This window comes from Bacillus sp. TE8-1, from assembly GCF_008368855.1.
Taxonomy (GTDB): Bacteria; Bacillota; Bacilli; order Bacillales; family Bacillaceae_G; genus Bacillus_A; species Bacillus_A cereus.
Genome location: NZ_QPET01000012.1, coordinates 33914 through 53888, shown reverse-complemented (window position 1 = coordinate 53888; position 19975 = coordinate 33914). Strand labels below are relative to the sequence as shown.

The window sequence follows — 19975 nt, the reverse complement described above, 5'->3', positions numbered from 1 at the left end:
AAAAAAGACCGTCCGGTTGCATCAAAAATGTGCAACCAGACGATCTTAGTAACCAATATGTATTACCGTAGACTCTAAGCTTTGCGGCCTATCCTTTCGAATAGTGTGCTAAAAATATCTTTTATTCTTTTTTTGTTTCATTTTCCTCTTAAACCAAATATTACTATACCGTCTGGACGGTTATAATTCAATACTCTATAAAATTGTTCTATTTTTCTAATAAAAAAAATAATTCACCACTACATTAAAGAAGCAACGGTGAATTATTTTTACATTATATAGTTCGTATATTCTATTTATATGAATTCCTAATAAGAGCTTGAATCACTTTTTCTCTTAACTCAGGGCTTAGTCTTCCAACCCCTAAATATTCCGAATACCATAATCCATCTGCTGCTAATCTAATAATTGTTGCACAAACTGCATCTATCTCATCGTTTTCTATATTCTTTTGCAGTTGCTGAAATGATTGTTGTAATGGCTCAAGTAATTCAGGTTTTAACATGAATGCTGCCATCATACTACTAGATAACTCTTCTGTTCTTCTCTCATTATTTAATCTTTCCTCTACAAAAGAGCGAACCCATCTCCCTTTCTTCTCTGCGTCTTCCGCTACTTTATTGTAAATGGCTCCCTCATAATCCTCTACCCCTCTGACTATCATACCTTCTATTAAAGCTTCTTTATTTGAAAAGTGATACAATAATCCACCTTTACTTACACCCGCCTCTTTTGCCACTGCTTCTAAGGTTAATTTAGCAACCCCTTTACATTGCACAATTTGAGAAGCGGCCGCCAAAATCTTTTGCCGCGTTATGCTTATACTCATTCCTTTTTAAAACCCCATTTCTACTAAATTTATATAAATACGAATCTTATTTTTAATATTGTTGATTACTACTAAGTATTTTCTTTATACAACAAAAGCTTCATTACCTTTGAATTTTTAGTTACTTATTCTATTAAAAATTTCCATATCATTCAATATGATAACATCAAATACACAACATTGACTATACATCTATACTTTCATATTCATTCCTAATATATCCATTAATAAAATTTACCGATTTAGTCCTTCCTATTACTTTAAGATGGCAGTAATTCTTTCAGCACTAAATAAAAAATGTTATTACTCCCATTGAATTGAGTAATAACATTTTACTTAACAAATTCGCTGCCAACTAGCATCCTTCACATCTTCACTAGTCGGTTTTCTAACTAATCCAATAAAACATTCTTCGCAAGCACCAAATGCAATAAAATTTTTCTGTGCTTGTCTTAACGAGACTTCATTTGCACCGCCTTCAAAGTCAGGATCGTTAAACTGTACCTCATCATCTTCCCAGTAACATATATTACAAATTTCATATGTACCTGGTGGTTCTTCTTCTATTGTTCTATACCCGCAGCACGGACATGTATATTTCATTCTGTTACTCCATTATTCATTTCTTTTTTCTCCCATATATTCCGGCCCATAAAGAATGTAACAGCGCAAATCATAGTTATTACCATGAAAGTAGTATTAGAATCCTCATATGTAGTTGGAATTCCAACCGTTACAGAAACAATACTAAAAGCTAAAAGTAGATATAATAATAAAGATATAATATAGCTGAGTTTAAATCGTAAAATGATACCTCTAAACAATAGCTCACCAAGTAGACAGCCACCTAAAATAATAGGTACTCCGAAATACAATGTAAGGACTCCCATTTGCGCAGTAGATTGAATTATCTTTCCAATTATGTTCGGCGAAACCAGCTCACTATTGTTTCCCATCCTATCATATAAATCAAGTGCTGTTGCTGAAATAAAGAAACTTAATATAGAAAATGAATACGGTATTAAAAATTTGCTCACTCTCATTCACCTCGCTTGTTTCTTTACATATATTATTCATTATTTTCGCATAAAAAAATAGCCCGTCTTCCGCGAAAGGCGAGCCGTTCCACTTAATTCTCACTTAACTTCTTCTTATACCAATCCTGCATTCTCTCCGCATCTTCTACTCTCGTATGCTCTATTTTGTAACTAGATGATGCACTCGAAAACTTATACGTACATAAATCCGCACGGCGCTGGAAATATGATTGTGTCTTCTCCATTGATTGGACGTGTCTTCTTCTAATAAGTCCTGTATATTTTCCGACGCTACGATAGACAAGTGTAATTTGTTCTCCGTTAACACTGTAACCATTTGTTTTAAATGTTGCGTATCCAAGTGTAAAGATAAAGATTGCGAGCGGTAGTAATGCCCACATGATGTAATACTTTTCAAAGTATATGCCTATTCCAGTAAGCGGGATTGCGAGCATAGCGAAAAAGATGAAACTATCAATGAGATAGCGGCGCAATGCTGCTTTTGGTAACGAAGTAATATTTGCATTCAGTTCGTATGGTAATTGTAAATGCGCGAGTAACTGTTGCACTCGATCTTTTCGAATGATAGGATGCAGTGTAACTTTTTCTTTTTCGTCACCCGCTCCCTTACTTTGAATGACTTCTACTTGCACAGCACAATAACCGAACGGTTGGCGTAAAATACCTTCTTTTATCGTAATCCCTTGAATACGGTGCAATTTTAGTACGAGTTCTTTTTTCTCCAGTAATCCTTGCGAAATACGGACTTCGTCATTTCTTCGATTCACTGTGAAATCTCCATGTTTTAGCGCATAACCAATTGTCGATATAATCCACGAAAGGACGAGCAAAATAGCTATCATCAAAATCCAGCCATATATATCATGTTCCATTACATACGACTTTATGCTATTCTCTATCCATTTCGGAATGTACTCATCTACTTGGTGATACACAAAAAAGATTAATGAGAATAATAATCCAAATTGACCAGATGTAACAGAGGCTATTAAAATCTCTTTCCACGTTAATTTGTATTCTCTCGCTTGTTTTTCCTCTGTAATAATTTCTTTTACTTCTACTTCTTCTAATGTTTTTTCTACTTTCAATTCTGAAGCCGACTCATTTAACATTGCGATAAGCTCTGTCGCTTCTTCTACCGTAATTCCAGCTAAGCTAACTTCTGCTTCATCGCCTCCGCCAGCTGTTTCAATCTGAATTTTTTTCAAACCGAGCATTTGATATAGTACGTTAGAACTTGTATTAATCGTTTGAACACGTTCTTTATTTAAGTAGCTCTCCTTTTTCACAAAGAGACCTTGTTTCACATGTAATACGTTATTTTCAACCCAGTATGTTGTGTAATACCATTTTTCAAACGCTGAAAAGACGGTGAGTAAACCGAATGCAGCGGGAATTAAATACCAAAACGGGAACTTTCCGTTTAAGCTAAACATGAAAATAATGAGTGGTATAAAGTCTGTTATTTTTAACTCTAATAACATCGTGATTGGATGCTGCCTTTTATACATCCTCATCACTCACTTTCGCTAATTCTGCGATTTTCGTTTTCAACATTTCAGCTTCATACATCGTTAAACCTGGGATGCTATGAGAAGTTGCTGCTGTTGAAATGTGTAATTCTGCTAATCCGTATTTTCTCATAATTGGCCCTTGTTCAATCGTTACGTGCTGTACACGAATCATCGGCACTAATACGCGCTTAACAACGAAAAGGCCATGCTGAATTTCAAGTTCTTCTTCATTTAGTTGGTAGCTGTAATAACGTTGACGTAGTTTCGGAAACGTAAAGTAATCAAACGGTGTATATACGATTGTTAATCCGATGAGCACATAGAAAATCCAAGCCCACCAATTAAACTTAATCATAAAGAAAAGATATGCAAAAATGACTATAATACTGATTCCTAGCTCAATTAAAGAACGCGCTTTCCACACCTTGACCATGTCAGGGTGAATTTCATTTTTCAATGGATCCATGTAACCACTCCAAATCTAGTAATCTAATATATGAATACTCTCAATCTATATTTTACGTAACTTTACAGAAAATTGGAATTTAATCTTCTTTCTTCTCAGGAATAAAATATCCGAACCAAAGTAGCCAAATGAAACCGATTAACTTCATCCAATTTCCATCCGCTTGAAAAGCTTCAATCATACCTGGTATTTTATAAACCCCAATAAATCCAAGAAAACCGAGCCACCAGTTTTTTTGCATTTTCATTTTTACTCCTCCTTCATTACGTTTTTCACATTTCGAATCCAAATTTCTTTATACTTTAACTGGAATCCCATGAGCATATAGTTGCTCATATTATCGATCACGAGCGCTAGCGTATGAGCATTTTCTTCCGTTTCATGTTGTGACACAACGCCCAGTCTCGCGCCTTTCTTCAATAAATCATGGAAACCATGCAAAAAATCCTCTTGTATTTCAAATAAACGTTTCTGATACTTTTCATTTCGCGATGCAGTTACGATAAATTCATTGATAACGCGTAGTATTCCTTCTTGCCCTTCATACTCAGAGAGCATATGTAAACCATCTGCGATTAGCTTTTCTGCAAAGTTTTCTTTCGTATACCGCTCTTCATTAAAGTATTTTGTAAAATGATAATCAGAAAAAATCTCTTCAAATAAAAAATCAACTAACGCTTCTTTAGAAGAAAAATGATAGTAAATAGCCGGTTTTGAAATACCTACCTCTTTCGCAATCATGGAAAGACTCATCTTCTCAATGCCGTGTTCTGCCATAAGTTTAAATGATGCCTCTACAATGTTCTGCGATGTTTGTAAATTCTTCGTCATACTGTACCTCACTTATTTTTACTTACCGTTCGGTAAGTAAATTATAAAACAAAACGAAATGATTTTCAATTTAGTTAGCACTACAGAAGGTATTTATTGGAAAATACAGAAAGTTATAAAGTAAAAGCAACATATAAGAATAAGGAGGATATCATATGGGACTTGGTGGTAATGGCGGTAGTGGTGGTAATGGCGGCGGTGAAGCGGGACAAGCTGGTAAGAGCGGATTTTCATTAATCATTGTACTTTTTATCGTATTGATTATAGCTGGAATTAGCTATATCGGACTTAGCTTCTAAGAAAAGGCGTCCTACATTACATATGTAGGACGCCTTGTTTTTAATCTCTATTCAGCAATCGCATACGATAACAATTCATCGCCACTTCTCCAAGCCTTTGCAGTAATTGATAGTTCGCATATGCGCCGACTGGGGCACCGATTACTGGTACGAGCTGAAGCATTTTCGCTAAATCAATATAGTCTCGGTACTCTGTTTGGAACTTTTCCCAGTCCATATGATTTTCTTTTTCTGTATCCCACGTTTCGATTGCTTTCCATATTTCTTTTCGGTGATCGTCACTTGAAAAGGCAAGTTGGAAAACGTGAAGGATAAAAAGACGCTCTTCTTGTTTACTCGTATCAAATCCGTACAATGTCGCTGCATCGAATAAAAATTTAATTTTAATTGTAAGTAAAAGCGGAAAGTCAGCAAGACCGAGGAGAATACCACCAGCTCCAGTCCCTGCTCCTTCTGCCGCTGCTATTTTTTTGTACTCATCCATTTTTTTACGAACTTCATCGTCACGTCTTTGCAGTGACCATGTCGTCTCTTTTAGTTTCGGCTTTATAAAGTTTGACCCGGCGCTAATCGTTTGCACCATCATACGAATCGTCTCTGTTAGTACCTTTTGTACTTTCGCCGGAATGAGCTGTTGCACCTTCGTCTGCACTTTTTTGGAGAACCGTGTCATCATAGAAGAATCTTTCATGAATGTAGCTTTCCACTGCTCTAATTCTTTTATAACCTTCTCTTCGTATGTAATCATAGGTTCATTCCTTTCAATTTAAACGCTCAATGCGCTTCGCCCCGTATTGGTAAACGAAACCGATACTAAATAATATGCTTACGATAAGTAAAATTCCTGTCATCATGAAATCTTTCGTTGCTAGTGCAAATATAACTGTAAAGATTACGCTCCCGATGATTAGAATCGCGTTTAATAAAGTAAGAAAATCTTTCTTCTTCTCTTCTCCCCCTACCGGATACAAATCAAGCCAAATCTTCATGCGGTGATGTTTCCATAAAGTTAAGAGCTGATAACCGATTAAGTATAGGAAAATAAGGCTTACGATAAATCGTCCATATAAAAACGGAATGAAGTACAAAATAACTCCTCCAAGAGCGAGCAAACGCACATATAATCCAAAATAGTTACCTGATCTTAAAAACGTTCTCGTATATAAGTATAAATATGTACGCTTTTCACCAATCATCGAAAGAATGAAATCGAGCCATTTTCTGCGTGCTACTCTTTCTTTTAATGCTGGTACATCAACGAACATGTTCGCGATGCGGTACAGCAGCATCATCTTCTTACCTTCTTCAGAAATTAAATACTCCCAGTTTAGTGGCTTTCCCTTTACCATTTGATGCATGATAGCAAGGTATAACACCATGAGAAGGACGATTCCACCAATGAAAAGAACTGAAGTACGTTCTACAAGGAAATATACAAATAAACCGTTTAGGATAAAACGAATGAACCAATCAGCCCTTTGTATATTTTGATCTGTTAAAAATGACTTTTCCCACGCTACAAATAAATTCCACGCTTTTACAATGACAAATGCGAGTACGATCCATATGTAGCCAGCTCCTGTTTGCTTCATTTGTTGGAAGTATAACGGAGCAAGCGCTGCCGCTACAATTGCGATTATGTACAACTGAATCATAAACGTAAAAAGAAACGCCTTTGTAAAGTATGGTTTTAATTTTTGTTCAACTGGCAGCAAGTAAACGAGATCCGCTTCTTTTAATAACGTTTGAATGGATCCAGCCGTTAACACGAGTCCAATTAATACTGCCATTACGAGCGCAGTTGGAAACGAAGTTGTTAACGTTTGTAACCATTGCTGGTAATAATACGCTCCCGCACCGATGATGAACACGAAAATAAATTTCAAATGATCATTAAATACGTATTTACTATATGTACGAACTTCTTTTAGAAAGTGACGAAATCGTTCTTTCCATAACGCTGTGCTATTCATAATCTTCTTCCTTTGTTAGCGCGATGTAAATATCATCTAACGTTGCACCTGGCATATTAAACTGTGATTGCAGTTCAGATAGCGTTCCCTTCGCTCTTACTTCACCTTGATGCAAAATAATGAACGAATCACAATAACGCTCTGCCGTCGCTAAAATATGTGTGCTCATTAAAATACCGGCACCACTCTTTTTCATTTGGTCCATCATTTGAAGAAGGGATTGAATCGCTAACGGATCTAATCCAACGAAAGGTTCATCTACTATATAAAGAGATGGCTCCACTAAAAATGCGCTCATAATCATTACTTTTTGTTTCATCCCTTTTGAGAAATGAGATGGAAACCATTTTAAACGATTTTTCATACGAAACTCTTGTAGTAGTTGTCCTACACGTTCTTCATATTGTTTTTCATCCACGCCGTACGCCATAGCTGTTAATTTCAAATGCTCTTCTAACGTTAATTCATCATATAATACCGGCGTTTCCGGAATAAATGAAAAGCTAGAACGGTACGCTGTCATATCATCACGAATTGTTTTCCCATTAATTGTGACAGTTCCTTTTTTCGGTTCCATTAAACCGATAATATGTTTAATCGTCGTACTTTTACCAGCTCCATTTAAACCGATTAAGCCGACAAGTTCGCCTTTATTAACAGAGAACGAAACGTCTTTTAATACAGGTCGTTTCGTATATCCTCCTGTAACATTTTCTACACGCAATAACTCGCTCATACGACACCACTTTCTTCATTAGTATTCATTCTATATTCATCTTACCAAAAATTATGCTGTACTACATAGTATCCATGTACTCAAAAAAAATTTTTAAATTTATTAGCATATAATTTCCCGAAAGCGGACATCATAATTATTGAAGAAGGAACACATTGAAAAAGCAACCACCAATTGATGAGTACAACAACATAGTGAAGTCATCATGAAATGGGGTGTCCAAGTTGGACAATGAAATTTACACATAACCAGATCATTTGTTTCATTTTCGAAACGGGGTGTCTCTGAAAGAGCATATACTGTTTTAAAAAATAAACAATTTCATTTTAAAAAAGATTGCAATTCATTTCACTTGAAAATGGGGTGTCTGCGGCAGAAACTTTAGCCGATTTACCGTGCATTTCTTAAATAAATGAGGTGTCTGCGAAACGTAAATTACGATAATGCTTTTTCAATCCCTCTTCAGAAAACAGGAAGCTGAGTCAGCTTCCTGTTTTTCGTGTTTGTTCTCTTATGTAATTATGGTAAAATACGGCTAAGGATATTTGAAAGGATGAGATCAATGAATCATACAGCAGACAATTGTATTTTTTGTAAAATCATTGACGGGCAAATCCCTTGCTCAAAAGTATACGAAGATGAACATGTGCTTGCATTTTTAGATATTAGTCAAGTAACAAAAGGACATACTCTTGTTATTCCGAAAGTTCACAAACAAGACATTTTTGCGTTAACGCCAGAAATCGCATCACACATTTTTTCTGTCGTTCCAAAAATCGCAAATGCGATTAAAGCAGAGTTTAATCCAGTTGGCTTTAACCTACTTAACAATAACGGTGAAAAAGCTGGACAAACTGTGTTCCACTTCCACCTTCATTTAATTCCACGCTACGGTGAAAAAGATGGTTTCGGTGCTGTTTGGAAATCACACCAAAATGAATACACTATGGAAAATTTACAAAACATCGCAAGTACAATTGCAAATAGTGTGAAATAATGACACTATAAGAAGGCGTAATACATAACAAGCCACTTCCCTGAAGTCATCAAATTCCGCATGGCTTGTTTCTTTACTTAAAATGCTCAGGGATGATTGTTTGTGCATAGCACATATAAGAAAGATATGCATATTTTCCCATCATGAATACGAACAAAAAATAAGGAGGTCTCCTTTTATGTCAAAAGCTAAATCCTTTATTACAGGTGTTATTTGCGGCGGAGCAGTTGCTGGACTAGCTGTTCTTTTCTCAACTCCTTCTTCTGGTAAAGACATGCGCGGCAAGTTAAAAGAAAAAGGAAATGATATTAAAAAGACTTTAGCTGATATTACAGCTGATACGAAATTATTAAAACGTCAAATCGTTGAAACTGCTTCAGAAGGTAAAGAAGTGTTCCAAGAATTAAAAGACGATATGCACGATACACTTTCTAACTGGAAGCAAGATATTTCTCAAAACAAGCGCCATATTGAGAAAGAAATTTTGGACATCCAAAAGTCAATTGAGAAACTACAAGAAGCTGTTCCAGAAAAAGCGTAAACAAATTCCTGCTTAGTTTTTTGCATATAACAAATATTTTTTATATAAATTGACCTTGACACGGCATGTCATATAGATATGCCGTGTTTTTATGCATTTACAATATATGTTATCACTTAACATGTAAGGACAACGTATGTATTCACGACTCATAAAACGCTTCCATAGTTATGCATGATTTGTATAGAATGTCATTTTTCCGAAAAATTTTCACAATTCTCACAAAAAGACTTTATTAATTTTTATTTTACTGGCATAATAGATAGTAATGAAAAAAGAATGTTAAAGTGGGTGAGTAAATGAAAAGTGGAGAAAAAGATTACTCGGTAAAAGAAGCGATGATTTTCAGCCAACGCATTGCTCAATTATCGAAAGCGTTATGGAAATGTGTAGAGAAAGATTGGCAGCAGTGGATTAAACCTTACGATTTAAATATTAATGAACATCATATTTTAACAATCGCTTATCATTTAAAAGGGGCTTCTATTTCTGAGATTGCTAAGTTTGGAGTTATGCACGTATCAACGGCGTTTAACTTCTCTAAAAAGCTAGAAGAACGTGGCTATCTTGTATTCTCAAAAAAGGAAGATGATAAACGAAATACGTACATTGAAATTACAGACAAAGGGGAAGAATTACTACTTCGCTTAATGGAGGAGTATGATCCTGAAAATAATTCAGTGTTTAATGGGGCTCTTGCACTTCGTAATTTTTATGGGAAGTTCCCAGAAAATATCGAACTGATTGCAATCCTGCGTAATATTTACGGACAAGACTTTATCGATATTTTTGAGAAATCATTAGAAGATATTGAAGAGAACTTTACAGAATCCGATCAAAAGTTAGTTAAGAAATAATCTATTTATTTTTTCGCAATCATGCTTAAGAATTCATTCATAAGCGGCTTAAATAAACCTTGTTTTGCTAGCGCTTCCGCAGTTTCGTGTACTTCGAGCTGATGTGGAAGCGCTTTTTCAAATTGATCTAACAGCGCATCGAACAAAAGAAGCCCTTCTGCTTTCTCCACTACATATTGCTCGTTCAGTTTTTCACAAAGATTTAGTATACGTTCAATATCTTTTTTACGAGCTTTTTTCTTTATGATCAAAGAATAAAATGGACACTTCTCTTCATCAATCATTTTAAATAGTAGGTCTACATAGTATTCAGCTTGTTCTAATCTTCTAACAACGTCCATTTTCTCCCTCACTTTCTAACACAAAGTCTTCTATTTCTGAATTTTGTAACACGAACAAAATATCGTGTGATACAATATATGTATATGTATTTTAGCCAAAAGGAGGTCTCGCCTCATGACACTTATAACAGTTGTTTTTGTCGCATTCGCACTTCTTGTTATATTTTACACGAATTTCATGACACATACACTGTGTGAACGAAAACAAATAGCTGCGAGCCGCCAGCCCGGTGTCTTTCGGGTTATTAATGTATGTATAACAATTTTATTAATTTCTAGTTATATAGAAATTATATTTCATGGAAAGTGAGGAAGGAAAGCCCCTTCCTCACTTTTTTCCTCTATAAGCAAATTATACCTACAATAACCAATAAAATAAACAGTACAAGTAATAAAATAAGTTGAGAATTCATCCCCATCCCCTCCTCTATTCTGTATATGCGGCATACGCCCAATATGGCACACTTTCAAAATCTGACACGTGCTGGTTAATTTTTCTTTATCAATATGAAAACGGTTCGAAATATGATATATTAAATTTTGTACATATTGCTTATACTATAGAACAAAACATTCATCAAAACTTTATCCTCAGCCTCGGTAAGCCCTGTTAAGCGCGCTTTACCAATATAAAAAAGCAAAAGTATCAGTGAGACTTAATCGGGCTCTTATGAATCAAAATTCATTGGTGTAGGATAAATTAAAAATACATAATAGTAGGAGTGTTTATCGAATGAAGAAAGCTATGCTTGCCTTAGCCGCAACAAGTGTAATCGCATTATCAGCATGTGGAACATCATCATCAGACAAAATTGTTACATCTAAAGCTGGTGACATTACAAAAGAAGAATTCTACGATCAAATGAAGACACAAGCTGGTAAACAAGTACTAAACAACATGGTTATGGAAAAAGTACTTATTAAAAACTACAAAGTTGAAGACAAAGATGTAGACAAAAAGTTCGATGAAATGAAAAAACAATACGGTGATCAATTCGATACACTATTAAAACAACAAGGTATTAAAGAAGAAACTATAAAAACTGGTGTGCGTGCTCAATTAGCTCAAGAAAAAGCTATCGAGAAAACAATCACTGATAAAGAACTAAAAGAAAACTACAAGCCTGAAATTAAAGCAAGCCACATTCTTGTAAAAGATGAAGCTACTGCGAAAAAGGTAAAAGAAGAACTTGGACAAGGTAAATCTTTCGAAGAGTTAGCGAAACAATACTCTGAAGATACTGGTTCAAAAGAAAAAGGCGGAGACCTTGGCTACTTTACTGCTGGTAAAATGGTTAAAGAATTCGAAGATGCTGCTTACAAGCTGAAAAAAGATGAAGTAAGCGAACCTGTGAAATCACAATTCGGTTACCACATCATTAAAGTAACAGACATTAAAGAACAAAAACCATTTGATGAAGTAAAAGGCGACATCAAAAAAGATCTAGTTCAGAAGAAAGCACAAGATGCTGCATTCATGAACGATCTTATGATGAAAGAAATCAAAAAAGCTGACGTAAAAGTTGACGATAAAGATTTAAAAGATCTTTTCGAAGAGAAAAAAGCTGACGATAAAAAAGAAGAAAAGAAATAATGAAGTAAAAAAAGCTTGGGCTTCGGCCCGAGCTTTTTATGTATCCTCTTCGTTAATGAAAGTTTATTTTTTCATTCGTTTAACTAAAACCATCTTTTATGCATTTCACTTAAAAACATTTCTGTAATTTTAAATCCAGAATTTTCTCCTATAATAGAGTCAATCCCGCAATGCGGACAAACTGCTGTGTTATCATCATCCCACCACTCTGTAATTTTTTCTGGATGGAAAATTTCTAAACAATAGAAACAACCACATATAACATCCTTTTCTAAGTACTTTCTATTACGAGAACAAAAACGATGTGCTTCCTCAAAATATTTTTGCATCAGTATCCCCCTATTCCTGATTTTCTTCTTTGCTTTACTTACATTCTCCTCAATAAAATTGCGATTCTTCCTTAAAGAAAAACACAAAAAAACCTTGATCCACGCCACGCAGAACCAAGGTTTATCTTATTATCATTGATTAAATTCAAAAACTATGTTAAATTAGTACAGAAACACGTTTTCTAAAATGAAAGGAACGTATTTATCCGTATTTTAATTGTACACCAAAACACATCTTCAGTCAACCTCTATTTTTCACTTTTAAAGGAGTGCTTACCGTATGAACAAAAAACTTGATTTAGAGCAAAAAAGATTGGATACCGTAATCGAGACAATTACGGAGCAAATTGATAAACTGGAAAACGAAACTGGCAGACGCCGGGCAGAAGTAATCAATATTCGTAAACACTTTTGGGATGATGTGAAAGTGAACACGGATACTTTTGATGATTATCTTGAAACAGTTATCAACTTAAGACAACAAGCTCAGTCACTAGCTGTCACACAAATTACCCATAAGCATACCTTTAATCGACTTGCCGCATTAAGACGCATGCATAAAGCACCTTATTTTGGACGAATTGATTTCAAAGAAGAAGGAGAATCTGCTGCGGATCAAATTTATATCGGTGTTGCTACACTTACGGATGCTAGCGGAGAAAACTTTCTTATATATGACTGGCGCGCACCTATTTCGAGTGTATACTACGATTATCCACCAGGACCAGCTGAGTACAGTACACCAGGAGGCGTAATCCACGGTAATGTGGAGAAAAAATTACAATACATTATTCAAAATGGCGAGATTGATTCTATGTTCGATACGAGCCTTACAATTGGCGATGAAATCTTGCAACAAGCGCTCGGAAAAGGTACGAACAAACATATGCAAAGTATCGTCGCTACAATTCAGCGTGAACAAAATGAAATTATTCGTCACGATGAAGGCCGACTCCTTATCGTGCAAGGAGCTGCTGGTAGTGGTAAAACGTCAGCTGCCCTGCAGCGAATCGCCTACTTACTATATAAATATCGCGAATGGCTAAAAGCGGATCAAATTATTCTCTTCTCCCCTAACTCTATGTTCAATAGCTACGTTTCTAACGTACTACCTGAACTCGGTGAAGAAAATATGCAGCAAGTGACATTCCAAGAATATTTAAATCATAGACTGAGCAAGTCATTTGACGTTGAAGACCCTTATGAGCAATTAGAATATATGCTAACTGAAACAAATAGCCCTACCTATAAAACGAGAAATGCTAGCATCCGATTTAAAGCATCTACTCAATTTTTCGAGATGATTAGAGCTTACAGGCAATCTCTTGAATCTTCAGGCATGCTATTTAGAGGAATGAAATTTAGAGGGAAACTAATTGCCTCAGCTAAAGAAATCACAGAGCAATTTTATAATACTGACTCCTCTCTCCGCTTCCATAGCCGAATTGAGAAGTTAACGGATTGGCTAAATAAGCAAATAGATGCACTTGAAAAAGCAGAACTGAAAAAGCCTTGGGTAGAAGAAGAAATCGAACTACTTAGTAAAGATGAATATCAAAAGGCTTATAAATATTTACAGAAAAAAGGCGAGTTTGACGACAACTCCTTTAACGATTTTGAGAAAGAGGCGAAAGTACTTGGACGTATGATTGTCCGTAAAAAATTGAAGCCTCTTCGTAAAGGCGTTCAAACATTGCGCTTTATCAATTTTACAGGTATATATAAACAGCTTTTCACAGATGCATCATGGGTTACTGGAGAAAAACCGAAAGAGTGGGATGATATTTGCTCATTAACAGTAAATATGCTTGATAAAGGAAAGCTATATTACGAGGATGCGACTCCATTTTTACTTTTAAAAGAATTAATTGAAGGCTTCCAAACGAACAGATCGATTAAACACGTACTCGTAGACGAAGCACAGGATTACTCGCCGTTTCAGTTCGAGTTTTTAAAACGTCTCTTCCCTGCTGCAAGAATGACGGTACTCGGGGACTTTAACCAAGCGATATTTGCCCATGCGAGTGAAACAGTGAATTTCAATACACTTACTAGCTTATACGGACCAGATGAAACGAACGGTATTAACTTAACTCGTAGCTACCGCTCAACAAAACCGATCATTGAATTTACACGTGCTCTCGTACCAGAAGGCAACAACATTCATGCATTTGAACGTGACGGCGCGAAACCTACAGTGACGAAAGTAGCTAATCACAACGAACTGCACGAACATATTACTGCAAAAGTTGCTGAACTACAAACAGAGCAGCACAATACGATCGCAATCATCTGTAAATCCGCAGCTGAAAGCGCCGCTGCCTACGAAGCACTTAATCATATCGAGAATATTAAACTTGTGAAAAGTAACTCAGCCGAGTATGAGCAAGGCATTGTCGTGATCCCCGCTTACTTAGCGAAAGGTATCGAATTTGATGCTGTTATTATTTACGATGCTTCTAAAGATGTGTACAGCGATGAGAGCGTTCGTAGATTGTTCTACACTGCTTGTACGCGCGCAATGCACGAATTACAACTTTATAGCGTTGGCGAAGTTAGTCCTTTTATACTTGAGGCTGATTCGGAGAGTTTTGAGCTTATTACAACACCTTGATAACAATCAAGGTGTTTTCTTTTTTATGCAGGACTTACACCTTTAAAGTAGAATATATGAGTTTAGAAAAAAGTTAAGGAGTGAAAAGATGAACCATTATTTTATTGCTATTTATGACGGTGAATTTCCTACCGAAAAATTACATACCATTTTACAATCTAATCAAACTTTTACTAACCTAAACGTCCGTACCATTTCAATCTCCTCACCAAGACCTTTCACATTATTAGTTGGCGAAGAACACGATGTACTTACAACTGGACTTACAGACAAATACCACTTATTAACGAAAGAGTTGCAAACACTTGAGCAGCAAGAAAAGTACTACTATGTATACGATTATAAAATTAGAAAGAACATCGAGAATCCAATCCAAAAATGCTTTCCATTCGCACAAATCCATATAAGTGTTACGAAATTCCATCAAATGATTCAAAAAGTAAAAGACTTAAAACGACCTGTATTTGCAGGTTATAACATCGTCTCTCATGATACAGACATACTTACGATTGATGTACTTCTTTCTTCACCTTTATTGGATCCTAACACTTCCGAAAAAGACGCGGAAGAATACGCCTATTTACACCAGCTAGCTGAATCAATTTCTTGTTCTGAATTATGTATTTCTATTAAAGAGAGTGCACTTATTTAAACACGAAAAGAGGAGTATTTATCATACCCCTCTTCTACTATCTATTTACGTTTTTACTTGATCATAATAATGAATTCTTTTATATACAACTTATAATAAGTATCAAGGTGTTTTTCTCATTCTAAACGACATATCTTTACGTCGATATACACTTAGTACGATTCCCATTATAAATGCATGAAACAGAGTTGGTATCAATCCGTAGCTAATAAAAGGTAATGATATAGAAACACGTGGTAATATCCCGAGGGTCATGCCAACGTTACAAATAAAATGGATTACAAAAAGAGTCACTCCGCCAACGAGAAGCAATTTACCATAACCATCATTTATTTTATAAGCTATGTTCATTATTCTTACTGCAAAAAGAGAAAGAATCACGACAAGAACTAGCGCAAGTACATATCCATAATAGTAAGTCAAACTTGCAAATACAAAATCAGTATGGGCAGCACGGATAGACTTTATATTTTCATATGTACCAAACCAACCTGCTGAAGACATCGCCTCTTTTAAACGTAAATACCATAGATCATGCTCTGGGTTTAACATTCCTAAAACTCTGGCCATACGGTATTCTTTTACAGCAGACCAGGAAAGTAGATCCCTAATAATCAATGGTACAATAGGTAAAATCGTAATGAGCCATGCCGTTTTCTTTCCTAACTTACTCCACCAAAGCATAACAAATACCATCGTAATGTAGATGAAAATGGGTAAAAGAATTGATATAGTTGAAAATAAATATAAAGAAAATACGTACAACATGAGAAGATGTATAAACTTTAACCTACTATTATTGAAAAACGAAGCCCAAGCTAAAAAGAAGAATGGTATCGTCATTAAACAGTCAATTTTGATGGGGCCAATTTTTATTATCGCTTCCCCAATCACGTAACCAGTCGGAAAACATTTTATAGCTAACAAGATAAGTATTCCAATTGTATAAAACAGCCACCCGAGTCTTTCTAGCTTCCGGTAATCAAGCAGCATCATCCCAACAGCTGTTGCAATGCCGAGAATTACAAAAATTACTTTGTTCATTAGTAAATCGTTCGTATGCCCAAGAGCGATTATTGGTAAAAACCCTAACCCCATAGCAGCTACTAATAAAATAAGTAAGAACCAATCCACCTTTGGCTTATGAAGTTTGTTAAGTTCCCGGCCAAGTTTAATCGGACTCCCCATTTGTTCAACAGCCTTATCTTCAGCAACTTCCTCACTTAATCCTTTATCCATCCACATATTCTTCGCCTGTTTCAAGTGAAAATTTAGTTCAGCTGCTACTAAGTCCTTCGCTTCTTTTGATTTAATATGGTTCGTAACTTCTTTTAAAAAACGCTCCCCTTTTTTGTTCAATTTTTTCTCACTCCTGTACTAAGCCTTTTAATATAAATCGTGCCTTCGTAGCATTCTTCTCTGCCTTTCGCAGCATCTTGTTTCCTTTATCATTTAATTGATAATATTTAGCTCCTGCGTGATCCCAGCTAGATTGGATAAAGCGATTCCGTTCTAAGCGATGTAATAAAGTGTATAGAGACCCTTCATCACCTTCGAATTTTTGAATCCCTCTCCCTCTTAGCAACTGCATCAATTCATAACCTGTTTTTTCATTCATAAGAAGTTGTAACACTGCTAAAAGGATATCTTCTTCCTTTTCGGACGATTGCTTAATTTTTTCGCGCACTTGCTTCTGGTGTTGATCAGAAAAACTCAAATGTTTAAACGTTGTGTTCTCCATTGATTTTCGCAAGCCTTTTAATCGATCTTCCATTTGATTATTCCTCCAATCCTTCCTTCAAAAGTTCCTTCGCTTTTTTTAGTCTTGTCTTTATCGTGTTTTCTTTCACATCTATTACTGTAGCAATCTCTTTAATTGATAATTCTTCATAATAAAATAGATAAATAACTTCTCGATATTTTATCGGTAAATTCATTACTGCAGAAGCCAGTTCACGATCCTCCGCATTTTGAATGACAGTTTGTTCGACACTATCATTTTGAATCCCCATATACGCAAATTCATCCTCTGTAACGATAACTTTTTTGTTATACCAACTTTTTAAATAGTCCTTACAATGATTGATTGCAATTCTCCATAACCATGTTTTTAAGTTCGAATTCCCTTTATATGTATGAAGATATTTATAGCATTTCACAAATATATCTTGCGTTACATCCTCCGCAACCTCTTTATTATTCACATACGAATACACAAGCTGTAGGACTTCTTGTCCATACTTGTTCATTATTTCGTCGATAAGGTCCTCCTTATCTTCTATTTCAAACGCTTCTATCGTTAATTCATCCACATCATTTCCTCCTTCCCATATATTAGACGACGCACTGTATGGAAAAGTTTTATAAATACATAAAAAAATACGGATGGTAATGTCCATACCGTTTTTTTATGAATATTTATTTACTTCTTGTCCCCTGACACTAATGCTCTGCTTAAAAACAGGAATTTTCATCCATATATCTTGTTCCCTATTTTAAAACATAATACAATTAAAATGTAACTTAATAAGCTATAACTAGTAGGTGTGGCAATCATCTCTTCCATTTTGAAAAAGGGGGGAGGTGATAATATGATCGCGATGTTTGTAATTAAATTAGTGTATGGTATCCTAACCGGAGCTGGCGTTGTCATCGGTAGAAGATACGTCGGTCCGTGGCTAATTTCTGTATACAAAAAAGCGAGAACCACCCTGCTTCGTGGAAAAGGTAAGGGCGGTTCTCGGCTAAAACGTTAATGTAATTGTCTTATAACCGCACCTACTACCACCACAATAGCAAGTTAGGTTACACAAGGCAGAAGTTTCTCAGGCTTCTGTCTTTTTTATTTTATGCAAAATTCACACTACATACTCTATCATCATTGTAACACATTTTATTTATTTTTAGTCAAGAGAAAAAACCACCTAAAGGCTCCCCCTTCAGGTGGTTCTCTATTTTACGCTAACGCAGCTGCCTGTTCTTGTTGTTCTAGACTTTTTCTAGTTCAGCTGTGCCGCTCTCATCATTTATAGCACCAATAAAGACGGATTATGTACCCGCTTCATAACAGGATGAATAAACAAGGAACAACACCTATTACGAATATAAAAAATCCCCTCACTACATAGCACCTATGTTTTCAGCAATACTCTATTACCATCAAACTAAATTTGTATAATTTAAACTACAGAATAGCAAGTTAATTTTCAAATATGTTCTTGCGCATTATCCTAAATTTATTATCTATTTGTATCATGCTTATAAATAAAAGATATCCTACCGACGCACCGAGCATATTTATAGCAATCCGCCACACATCAAAAACATCAGACAAAGTTAGTAAATGTAATATCTCCCAAACAAGAAAGGTCATAACATACCACTTACGAGCTTTCTTATAGTTAGTCACTTTATTAATCAGCACTGGAACGAAAAATCCGAATGGAACTACTAATATTATATGTTGTAAAACGCTTAACCAATAAGTTGAGTTTCCCCAAGGACCTGGATGTGCAATAAAATCTTTAACTTGCCAAAGTGTTATTCCAAAAAGTTGTAATAACGTTTCTAAATCAGATATATGTAAAAATTGCTGCCAAAATTCAATGGGATGATAGACAGTCCCACCTGTCAAACTGCGAACAGAGTCAAATGTAGAAGTTGAAATAAATGTTCCTAAAAAGACAATAAAACAAATGATTATATAAGGAATACATAAAATTTTTGATAATACCTTTAATGGCCTAGGAACTTCGTATACCGATTTATTAATCTCTACGCCAATAACTTTTGATTCTCCAAAACTTTGAATCGCTTTATAAATCGCTTCTTTTTCATTCATACCTTGTTCCATATATTCTTCTTTCAAACTGTTCAAGTGATCATACATTTCTAGAAATAACTCATCCTGTTCAATATCACTAAGTTCTGAATAGGCTAAAATAGACTTAATATACTCGTCAAATTCACTCATAAATAACTCCTTTCTGACAAGCTTGAATTAATGCTGTTACACTCTCCCAAGAGTTCACTTTCTTCTGCAATTCTTTTTTCCCTTTATCTGTAATAGTATAGAATTTCCTTTTCATCCCATTCTCAGATTCATTCCAATAAGATTCAAGAAACTCCTTTTTCTCCAATCTCTTTAAAGCAGGGTACAAAGTTCCCTGCCCCATACTATACAAATCTTCACTTGCATCCTTTAAACTTTGAGCTATTTCGTAGCCGTATGTATCACGTTTTGCAATGATAGAAAGTAATAAAATATCTATACTTCCCTTTAAGATTTCTTTTTCCAACAATACCACCACCTTATATACATCGTATAACAACATATGTCGTTAT

The 19975-nt window shown here is 35.3% G+C and carries 26 protein-coding genes and 1 riboswitch; of the genes, 9 read left to right on the top strand and 17 right to left on the bottom strand.

What is annotated here, in order from left to right; genetic code table 11:
• Nucleotides 1-27: 27 nt before the first annotated feature.
• A riboswitch (cyclic di-GMP riboswitch) is annotated at nt 28-120 on the bottom strand.
• A 172-nt stretch (nt 121-292) separates the two neighbouring features.
• From DN404_RS09705 to DN404_RS09680, 7 genes are all read right to left on the bottom strand, one after another.
• Entirely contained in the window at nt 293-829 is a 537-nt protein-coding gene (locus DN404_RS09705) for a TetR/AcrR family transcriptional regulator (protein WP_000028016.1), read from the bottom strand.
• A gap of 336 nt (nt 830-1165) precedes the next feature.
• A complete protein-coding gene (locus tag DN404_RS09700; protein WP_000877835.1) occupies nt 1166-1432 on the bottom strand; it encodes a CPCC family cysteine-rich protein in 267 nt (88 codons plus the stop codon).
• Nucleotides 1429-1872, bottom strand: coding sequence for a hypothetical protein (locus tag DN404_RS09695; RefSeq protein WP_080350299.1), 444 nt, complete (start codon nt 1870-1872; stop codon nt 1429-1431). The genes DN404_RS09700 and DN404_RS09695 overlap by 4 nt, the downstream gene beginning before the upstream one ends.
• 86 nt (nt 1873-1958) lie before the next feature.
• On the bottom strand, nt 1959-3398 hold the full coding sequence (locus tag DN404_RS09690) for a PH domain-containing protein (RefSeq protein ID WP_149215005.1): 1440 nt from the start codon (nt 3396-3398) through the stop codon (nt 1959-1961).
• Complete coding sequence (locus DN404_RS09685) at nt 3391-3867, bottom strand: PH domain-containing protein (RefSeq protein WP_000371345.1); 477 nt, start codon at nt 3865-3867, stop codon at nt 3391-3393. Before DN404_RS09685 ends, DN404_RS09690 begins: the two co-directional genes overlap by 8 nt.
• A gap of 79 nt (nt 3868-3946) precedes the next feature.
• The gene (locus tag DN404_RS30495) at nt 3947-4114 is read right to left on the bottom strand and encodes a hypothetical protein (protein ID WP_000783813.1); all 168 of its coding nucleotides are present in this window, start codon (nt 4112-4114) and stop codon (nt 3947-3949) included.
• Nucleotides 4115-4116: 2 nt separating this feature from the next.
• Entirely contained in the window at nt 4117-4698 is a 582-nt protein-coding gene (locus tag DN404_RS09680; protein WP_000164838.1) for a TetR/AcrR family transcriptional regulator, read from the bottom strand.
• Nucleotides 4699-4853: 155 nt separating this feature from the next.
• Here DN404_RS09680 and DN404_RS09675 point away from each other — a divergent pair, with 155 nt between their 5' ends.
• Complete coding sequence (locus DN404_RS09675; protein WP_000522758.1) at nt 4854-4997, top strand: YjcZ family sporulation protein; 144 nt, start codon at nt 4854-4856, stop codon at nt 4995-4997.
• A gap of 40 nt (nt 4998-5037) precedes the next feature.
• Here the strand turns inward: DN404_RS09675 and ecsC are convergent, their stop codons facing one another.
• The 3 genes from ecsC to ecsA are packed head-to-tail and all read right to left on the bottom strand — an operon-like array spanning nt 5038 to nt 7706.
• Nucleotides 5038-5745: an ecs operon protein EcsC gene (gene ecsC, locus DN404_RS09670; protein ID WP_149215004.1), complete on the bottom strand. Its 708-nt coding sequence runs from the start codon at nt 5743-5745 to the stop codon at nt 5038-5040.
• Between the two features lie 13 nt (nt 5746-5758).
• Entirely contained in the window at nt 5759-6970 is a 1212-nt protein-coding gene (ecsB, locus tag DN404_RS09665) for an ABC transporter permease EcsB (protein ID WP_149215003.1), read from the bottom strand.
• Nucleotides 6963-7706 carry an ABC transporter ATP-binding protein EcsA gene (ecsA, locus tag DN404_RS09660; RefSeq protein ID WP_001292603.1) on the bottom strand — a complete coding sequence of 248 codons (744 nt, stop codon included), beginning with the start codon at nt 7704-7706 and terminating at the stop codon, nt 6963-6965. Before ecsA ends, ecsB begins: the two co-directional genes overlap by 8 nt.
• Nucleotides 7707-8268: 562 nt before the next feature.
• Here ecsA and DN404_RS09655 point away from each other — a divergent pair.
• The 3 genes from DN404_RS09655 to DN404_RS09645 all read left to right on the top strand — a co-directional run bounded on the left by DN404_RS09655 (nt 8269) and on the right by DN404_RS09645 (nt 10101).
• Nucleotides 8269-8703 carry an HIT family protein gene (locus tag DN404_RS09655; protein WP_001016835.1) on the top strand — a complete coding sequence of 145 codons (435 nt, stop codon included), beginning with the start codon at nt 8269-8271 and terminating at the stop codon, nt 8701-8703.
• Nucleotides 8704-8881: 178 nt separating this feature from the next.
• Nucleotides 8882-9244: a YtxH domain-containing protein gene (locus tag DN404_RS09650; RefSeq protein ID WP_000030300.1), complete on the top strand. Its 363-nt coding sequence runs from the start codon at nt 8882-8884 to the stop codon at nt 9242-9244.
• A 299-nt stretch (nt 9245-9543) separates the two neighbouring features.
• Nucleotides 9544-10101, top strand: coding sequence for an HTH-type transcriptional regulator Hpr (locus DN404_RS09645; RefSeq protein WP_000834924.1), 558 nt, complete (start codon nt 9544-9546; stop codon nt 10099-10101).
• A 5-nt stretch (nt 10102-10106) separates the two neighbouring features.
• Here DN404_RS09645 and DN404_RS09640 read toward each other — a convergent pair whose 3' ends face one another.
• Nucleotides 10107-10442 (bottom strand): DUF1878 family protein, encoded by a 336-nt coding sequence (locus DN404_RS09640; RefSeq protein WP_000383655.1) that lies wholly within the window; start codon nt 10440-10442, stop codon nt 10107-10109.
• 115 nt (nt 10443-10557) lie between these two features.
• Between DN404_RS09640 and DN404_RS09635 the strand changes: the two genes are divergently transcribed.
• Complete coding sequence (locus tag DN404_RS09635; protein WP_000172690.1) at nt 10558-10752, top strand: hypothetical protein; 195 nt, start codon at nt 10558-10560, stop codon at nt 10750-10752.
• 423 nt (nt 10753-11175) lie between these two features.
• Nucleotides 11176-12036: a peptidylprolyl isomerase PrsA gene (gene prsA / locus DN404_RS09625; protein WP_000710058.1), complete on the top strand. Its 861-nt coding sequence runs from the start codon at nt 11176-11178 to the stop codon at nt 12034-12036.
• An 83-nt stretch (nt 12037-12119) separates the two neighbouring features.
• Here the strand turns inward: prsA and DN404_RS09620 are convergent, their stop codons facing one another.
• Nucleotides 12120-12365 carry a hypothetical protein gene (locus DN404_RS09620; RefSeq protein ID WP_001174909.1) on the bottom strand — a complete coding sequence of 82 codons (246 nt, stop codon included), beginning with the start codon at nt 12363-12365 and terminating at the stop codon, nt 12120-12122.
• Nucleotides 12366-12645: 280 nt separating this feature from the next.
• On the opposite strand from DN404_RS09620, the gene helD reads away from it, so the two are divergent.
• Both helD and DN404_RS09610 read left to right on the top strand, forming a co-directional pair.
• On the top strand, nt 12646-14979 hold the full coding sequence (helD, locus tag DN404_RS09615) for an RNA polymerase recycling motor HelD (protein WP_149215002.1): 2334 nt from the start codon (nt 12646-12648) through the stop codon (nt 14977-14979).
• Between the two features lie 88 nt (nt 14980-15067).
• Nucleotides 15068-15631 carry a hypothetical protein gene (locus tag DN404_RS09610; RefSeq protein WP_001017110.1) on the top strand — a complete coding sequence of 188 codons (564 nt, stop codon included), beginning with the start codon at nt 15068-15070 and terminating at the stop codon, nt 15629-15631.
• A 102-nt stretch (nt 15632-15733) separates the two neighbouring features.
• Here the strand turns inward: DN404_RS09610 and DN404_RS09605 are convergent, their stop codons facing one another.
• The 3 genes from DN404_RS09605 to DN404_RS09595 are packed head-to-tail and all read right to left on the bottom strand — an operon-like array spanning nt 15734 to nt 17943.
• Nucleotides 15734-16990: an FtsW/RodA/SpoVE family cell cycle protein gene (locus tag DN404_RS09605; RefSeq protein WP_149215001.1), complete on the bottom strand. Its 1257-nt coding sequence runs from the start codon at nt 16988-16990 to the stop codon at nt 15734-15736.
• Nucleotides 16991-16997: 7 nt separating this feature from the next.
• Nucleotides 16998-17405 carry a PadR family transcriptional regulator gene (locus tag DN404_RS09600; protein ID WP_000390150.1) on the bottom strand — a complete coding sequence of 136 codons (408 nt, stop codon included), beginning with the start codon at nt 17403-17405 and terminating at the stop codon, nt 16998-17000.
• A 4-nt stretch (nt 17406-17409) separates the two neighbouring features.
• A complete protein-coding gene (locus tag DN404_RS09595; protein WP_149215000.1) occupies nt 17410-17943 on the bottom strand; it encodes a sigma-70 family RNA polymerase sigma factor in 534 nt (177 codons plus the stop codon).
• Between the two features lie 279 nt (nt 17944-18222).
• Here DN404_RS09595 and DN404_RS30490 point away from each other — a divergent pair, with 279 nt between their 5' ends.
• Nucleotides 18223-18387: a hypothetical protein gene (locus tag DN404_RS30490; RefSeq protein ID WP_000561154.1), complete on the top strand. Its 165-nt coding sequence runs from the start codon at nt 18223-18225 to the stop codon at nt 18385-18387.
• A 443-nt stretch (nt 18388-18830) separates the two neighbouring features.
• Here DN404_RS30490 and DN404_RS09590 read toward each other — a convergent pair whose 3' ends face one another.
• Complete coding sequence (locus tag DN404_RS09590; RefSeq protein ID WP_025687727.1) at nt 18831-19604, bottom strand: VanZ family protein; 774 nt, start codon at nt 19602-19604, stop codon at nt 18831-18833.
• Nucleotides 19597-19929, bottom strand: a complete 333-nt coding sequence (locus DN404_RS09585; protein WP_149214999.1) for a PadR family transcriptional regulator — start codon at nt 19927-19929, stop codon at nt 19597-19599. Before DN404_RS09585 ends, DN404_RS09590 begins: the two co-directional genes overlap by 8 nt.
• Between the last annotated feature and the right edge of the window lie 46 nt (nt 19930-19975).

Coding starts and splice junctions, on each gene's coding strand:
- DN404_RS09705 (WP_000028016.1), bottom strand. CDS start 829: ATGAGTATAAGCATAACGCGGCAAAAGATTTTGGCGGCCGCTTCTCAA.
- DN404_RS09700 (WP_000877835.1), bottom strand. CDS start 1,432: ATGAAATATACATGTCCGTGCTGCGGGTATAGAACAATAGAAGAAGAA.
- DN404_RS09695 (WP_080350299.1), bottom strand. CDS start 1,872: ATGAGAGTGAGCAAATTTTTAATACCGTATTCATTTTCTATATTAAGT.
- DN404_RS09690 (WP_149215005.1), bottom strand. CDS start 3,398: ATGTATAAAAGGCAGCATCCAATCACGATGTTATTAGAGTTAAAAATA.
- DN404_RS09685 (WP_000371345.1), bottom strand. CDS start 3,867: ATGGATCCATTGAAAAATGAAATTCACCCTGACATGGTCAAGGTGTGG.
- DN404_RS30495 (WP_000783813.1), bottom strand. CDS start 4,114: ATGAAAATGCAAAAAAACTGGTGGCTCGGTTTTCTTGGATTTATTGGG.
- DN404_RS09680 (WP_000164838.1), bottom strand. CDS start 4,698: ATGACGAAGAATTTACAAACATCGCAGAACATTGTAGAGGCATCATTT.
- DN404_RS09675 (WP_000522758.1), top strand. CDS start 4,854: ATGGGACTTGGTGGTAATGGCGGTAGTGGTGGTAATGGCGGCGGTGAA.
- ecsC (WP_149215004.1), bottom strand. CDS start 5,745: ATGATTACATACGAAGAGAAGGTTATAAAAGAATTAGAGCAGTGGAAA.
- ecsB (WP_149215003.1), bottom strand. CDS start 6,970: ATGAATAGCACAGCGTTATGGAAAGAACGATTTCGTCACTTTCTAAAA.
- ecsA (WP_001292603.1), bottom strand. CDS start 7,706: ATGAGCGAGTTATTGCGTGTAGAAAATGTTACAGGAGGATATACGAAA.
- DN404_RS09655 (WP_001016835.1), top strand. CDS start 8,269: ATGAATCATACAGCAGACAATTGTATTTTTTGTAAAATCATTGACGGG.
- DN404_RS09650 (WP_000030300.1), top strand. CDS start 8,882: ATGTCAAAAGCTAAATCCTTTATTACAGGTGTTATTTGCGGCGGAGCA.
- DN404_RS09645 (WP_000834924.1), top strand. CDS start 9,544: ATGAAAAGTGGAGAAAAAGATTACTCGGTAAAAGAAGCGATGATTTTC.
- DN404_RS09640 (WP_000383655.1), bottom strand. CDS start 10,442: ATGGACGTTGTTAGAAGATTAGAACAAGCTGAATACTATGTAGACCTA.
- DN404_RS09635 (WP_000172690.1), top strand. CDS start 10,558: ATGACACTTATAACAGTTGTTTTTGTCGCATTCGCACTTCTTGTTATA.
- prsA (WP_000710058.1), top strand. CDS start 11,176: ATGAAGAAAGCTATGCTTGCCTTAGCCGCAACAAGTGTAATCGCATTA.
- DN404_RS09620 (WP_001174909.1), bottom strand. CDS start 12,365: ATGCAAAAATATTTTGAGGAAGCACATCGTTTTTGTTCTCGTAATAGA.
- helD (WP_149215002.1), top strand. CDS start 12,646: ATGAACAAAAAACTTGATTTAGAGCAAAAAAGATTGGATACCGTAATC.
- DN404_RS09610 (WP_001017110.1), top strand. CDS start 15,068: ATGAACCATTATTTTATTGCTATTTATGACGGTGAATTTCCTACCGAA.
- DN404_RS09600 (WP_000390150.1), bottom strand. CDS start 17,405: ATGGAAGATCGATTAAAAGGCTTGCGAAAATCAATGGAGAACACAACG.
- DN404_RS30490 (WP_000561154.1), top strand. CDS start 18,223: ATGATCGCGATGTTTGTAATTAAATTAGTGTATGGTATCCTAACCGGA.
- DN404_RS09590 (WP_025687727.1), bottom strand. CDS start 19,604: ATGAGTGAATTTGACGAGTATATTAAGTCTATTTTAGCCTATTCAGAA.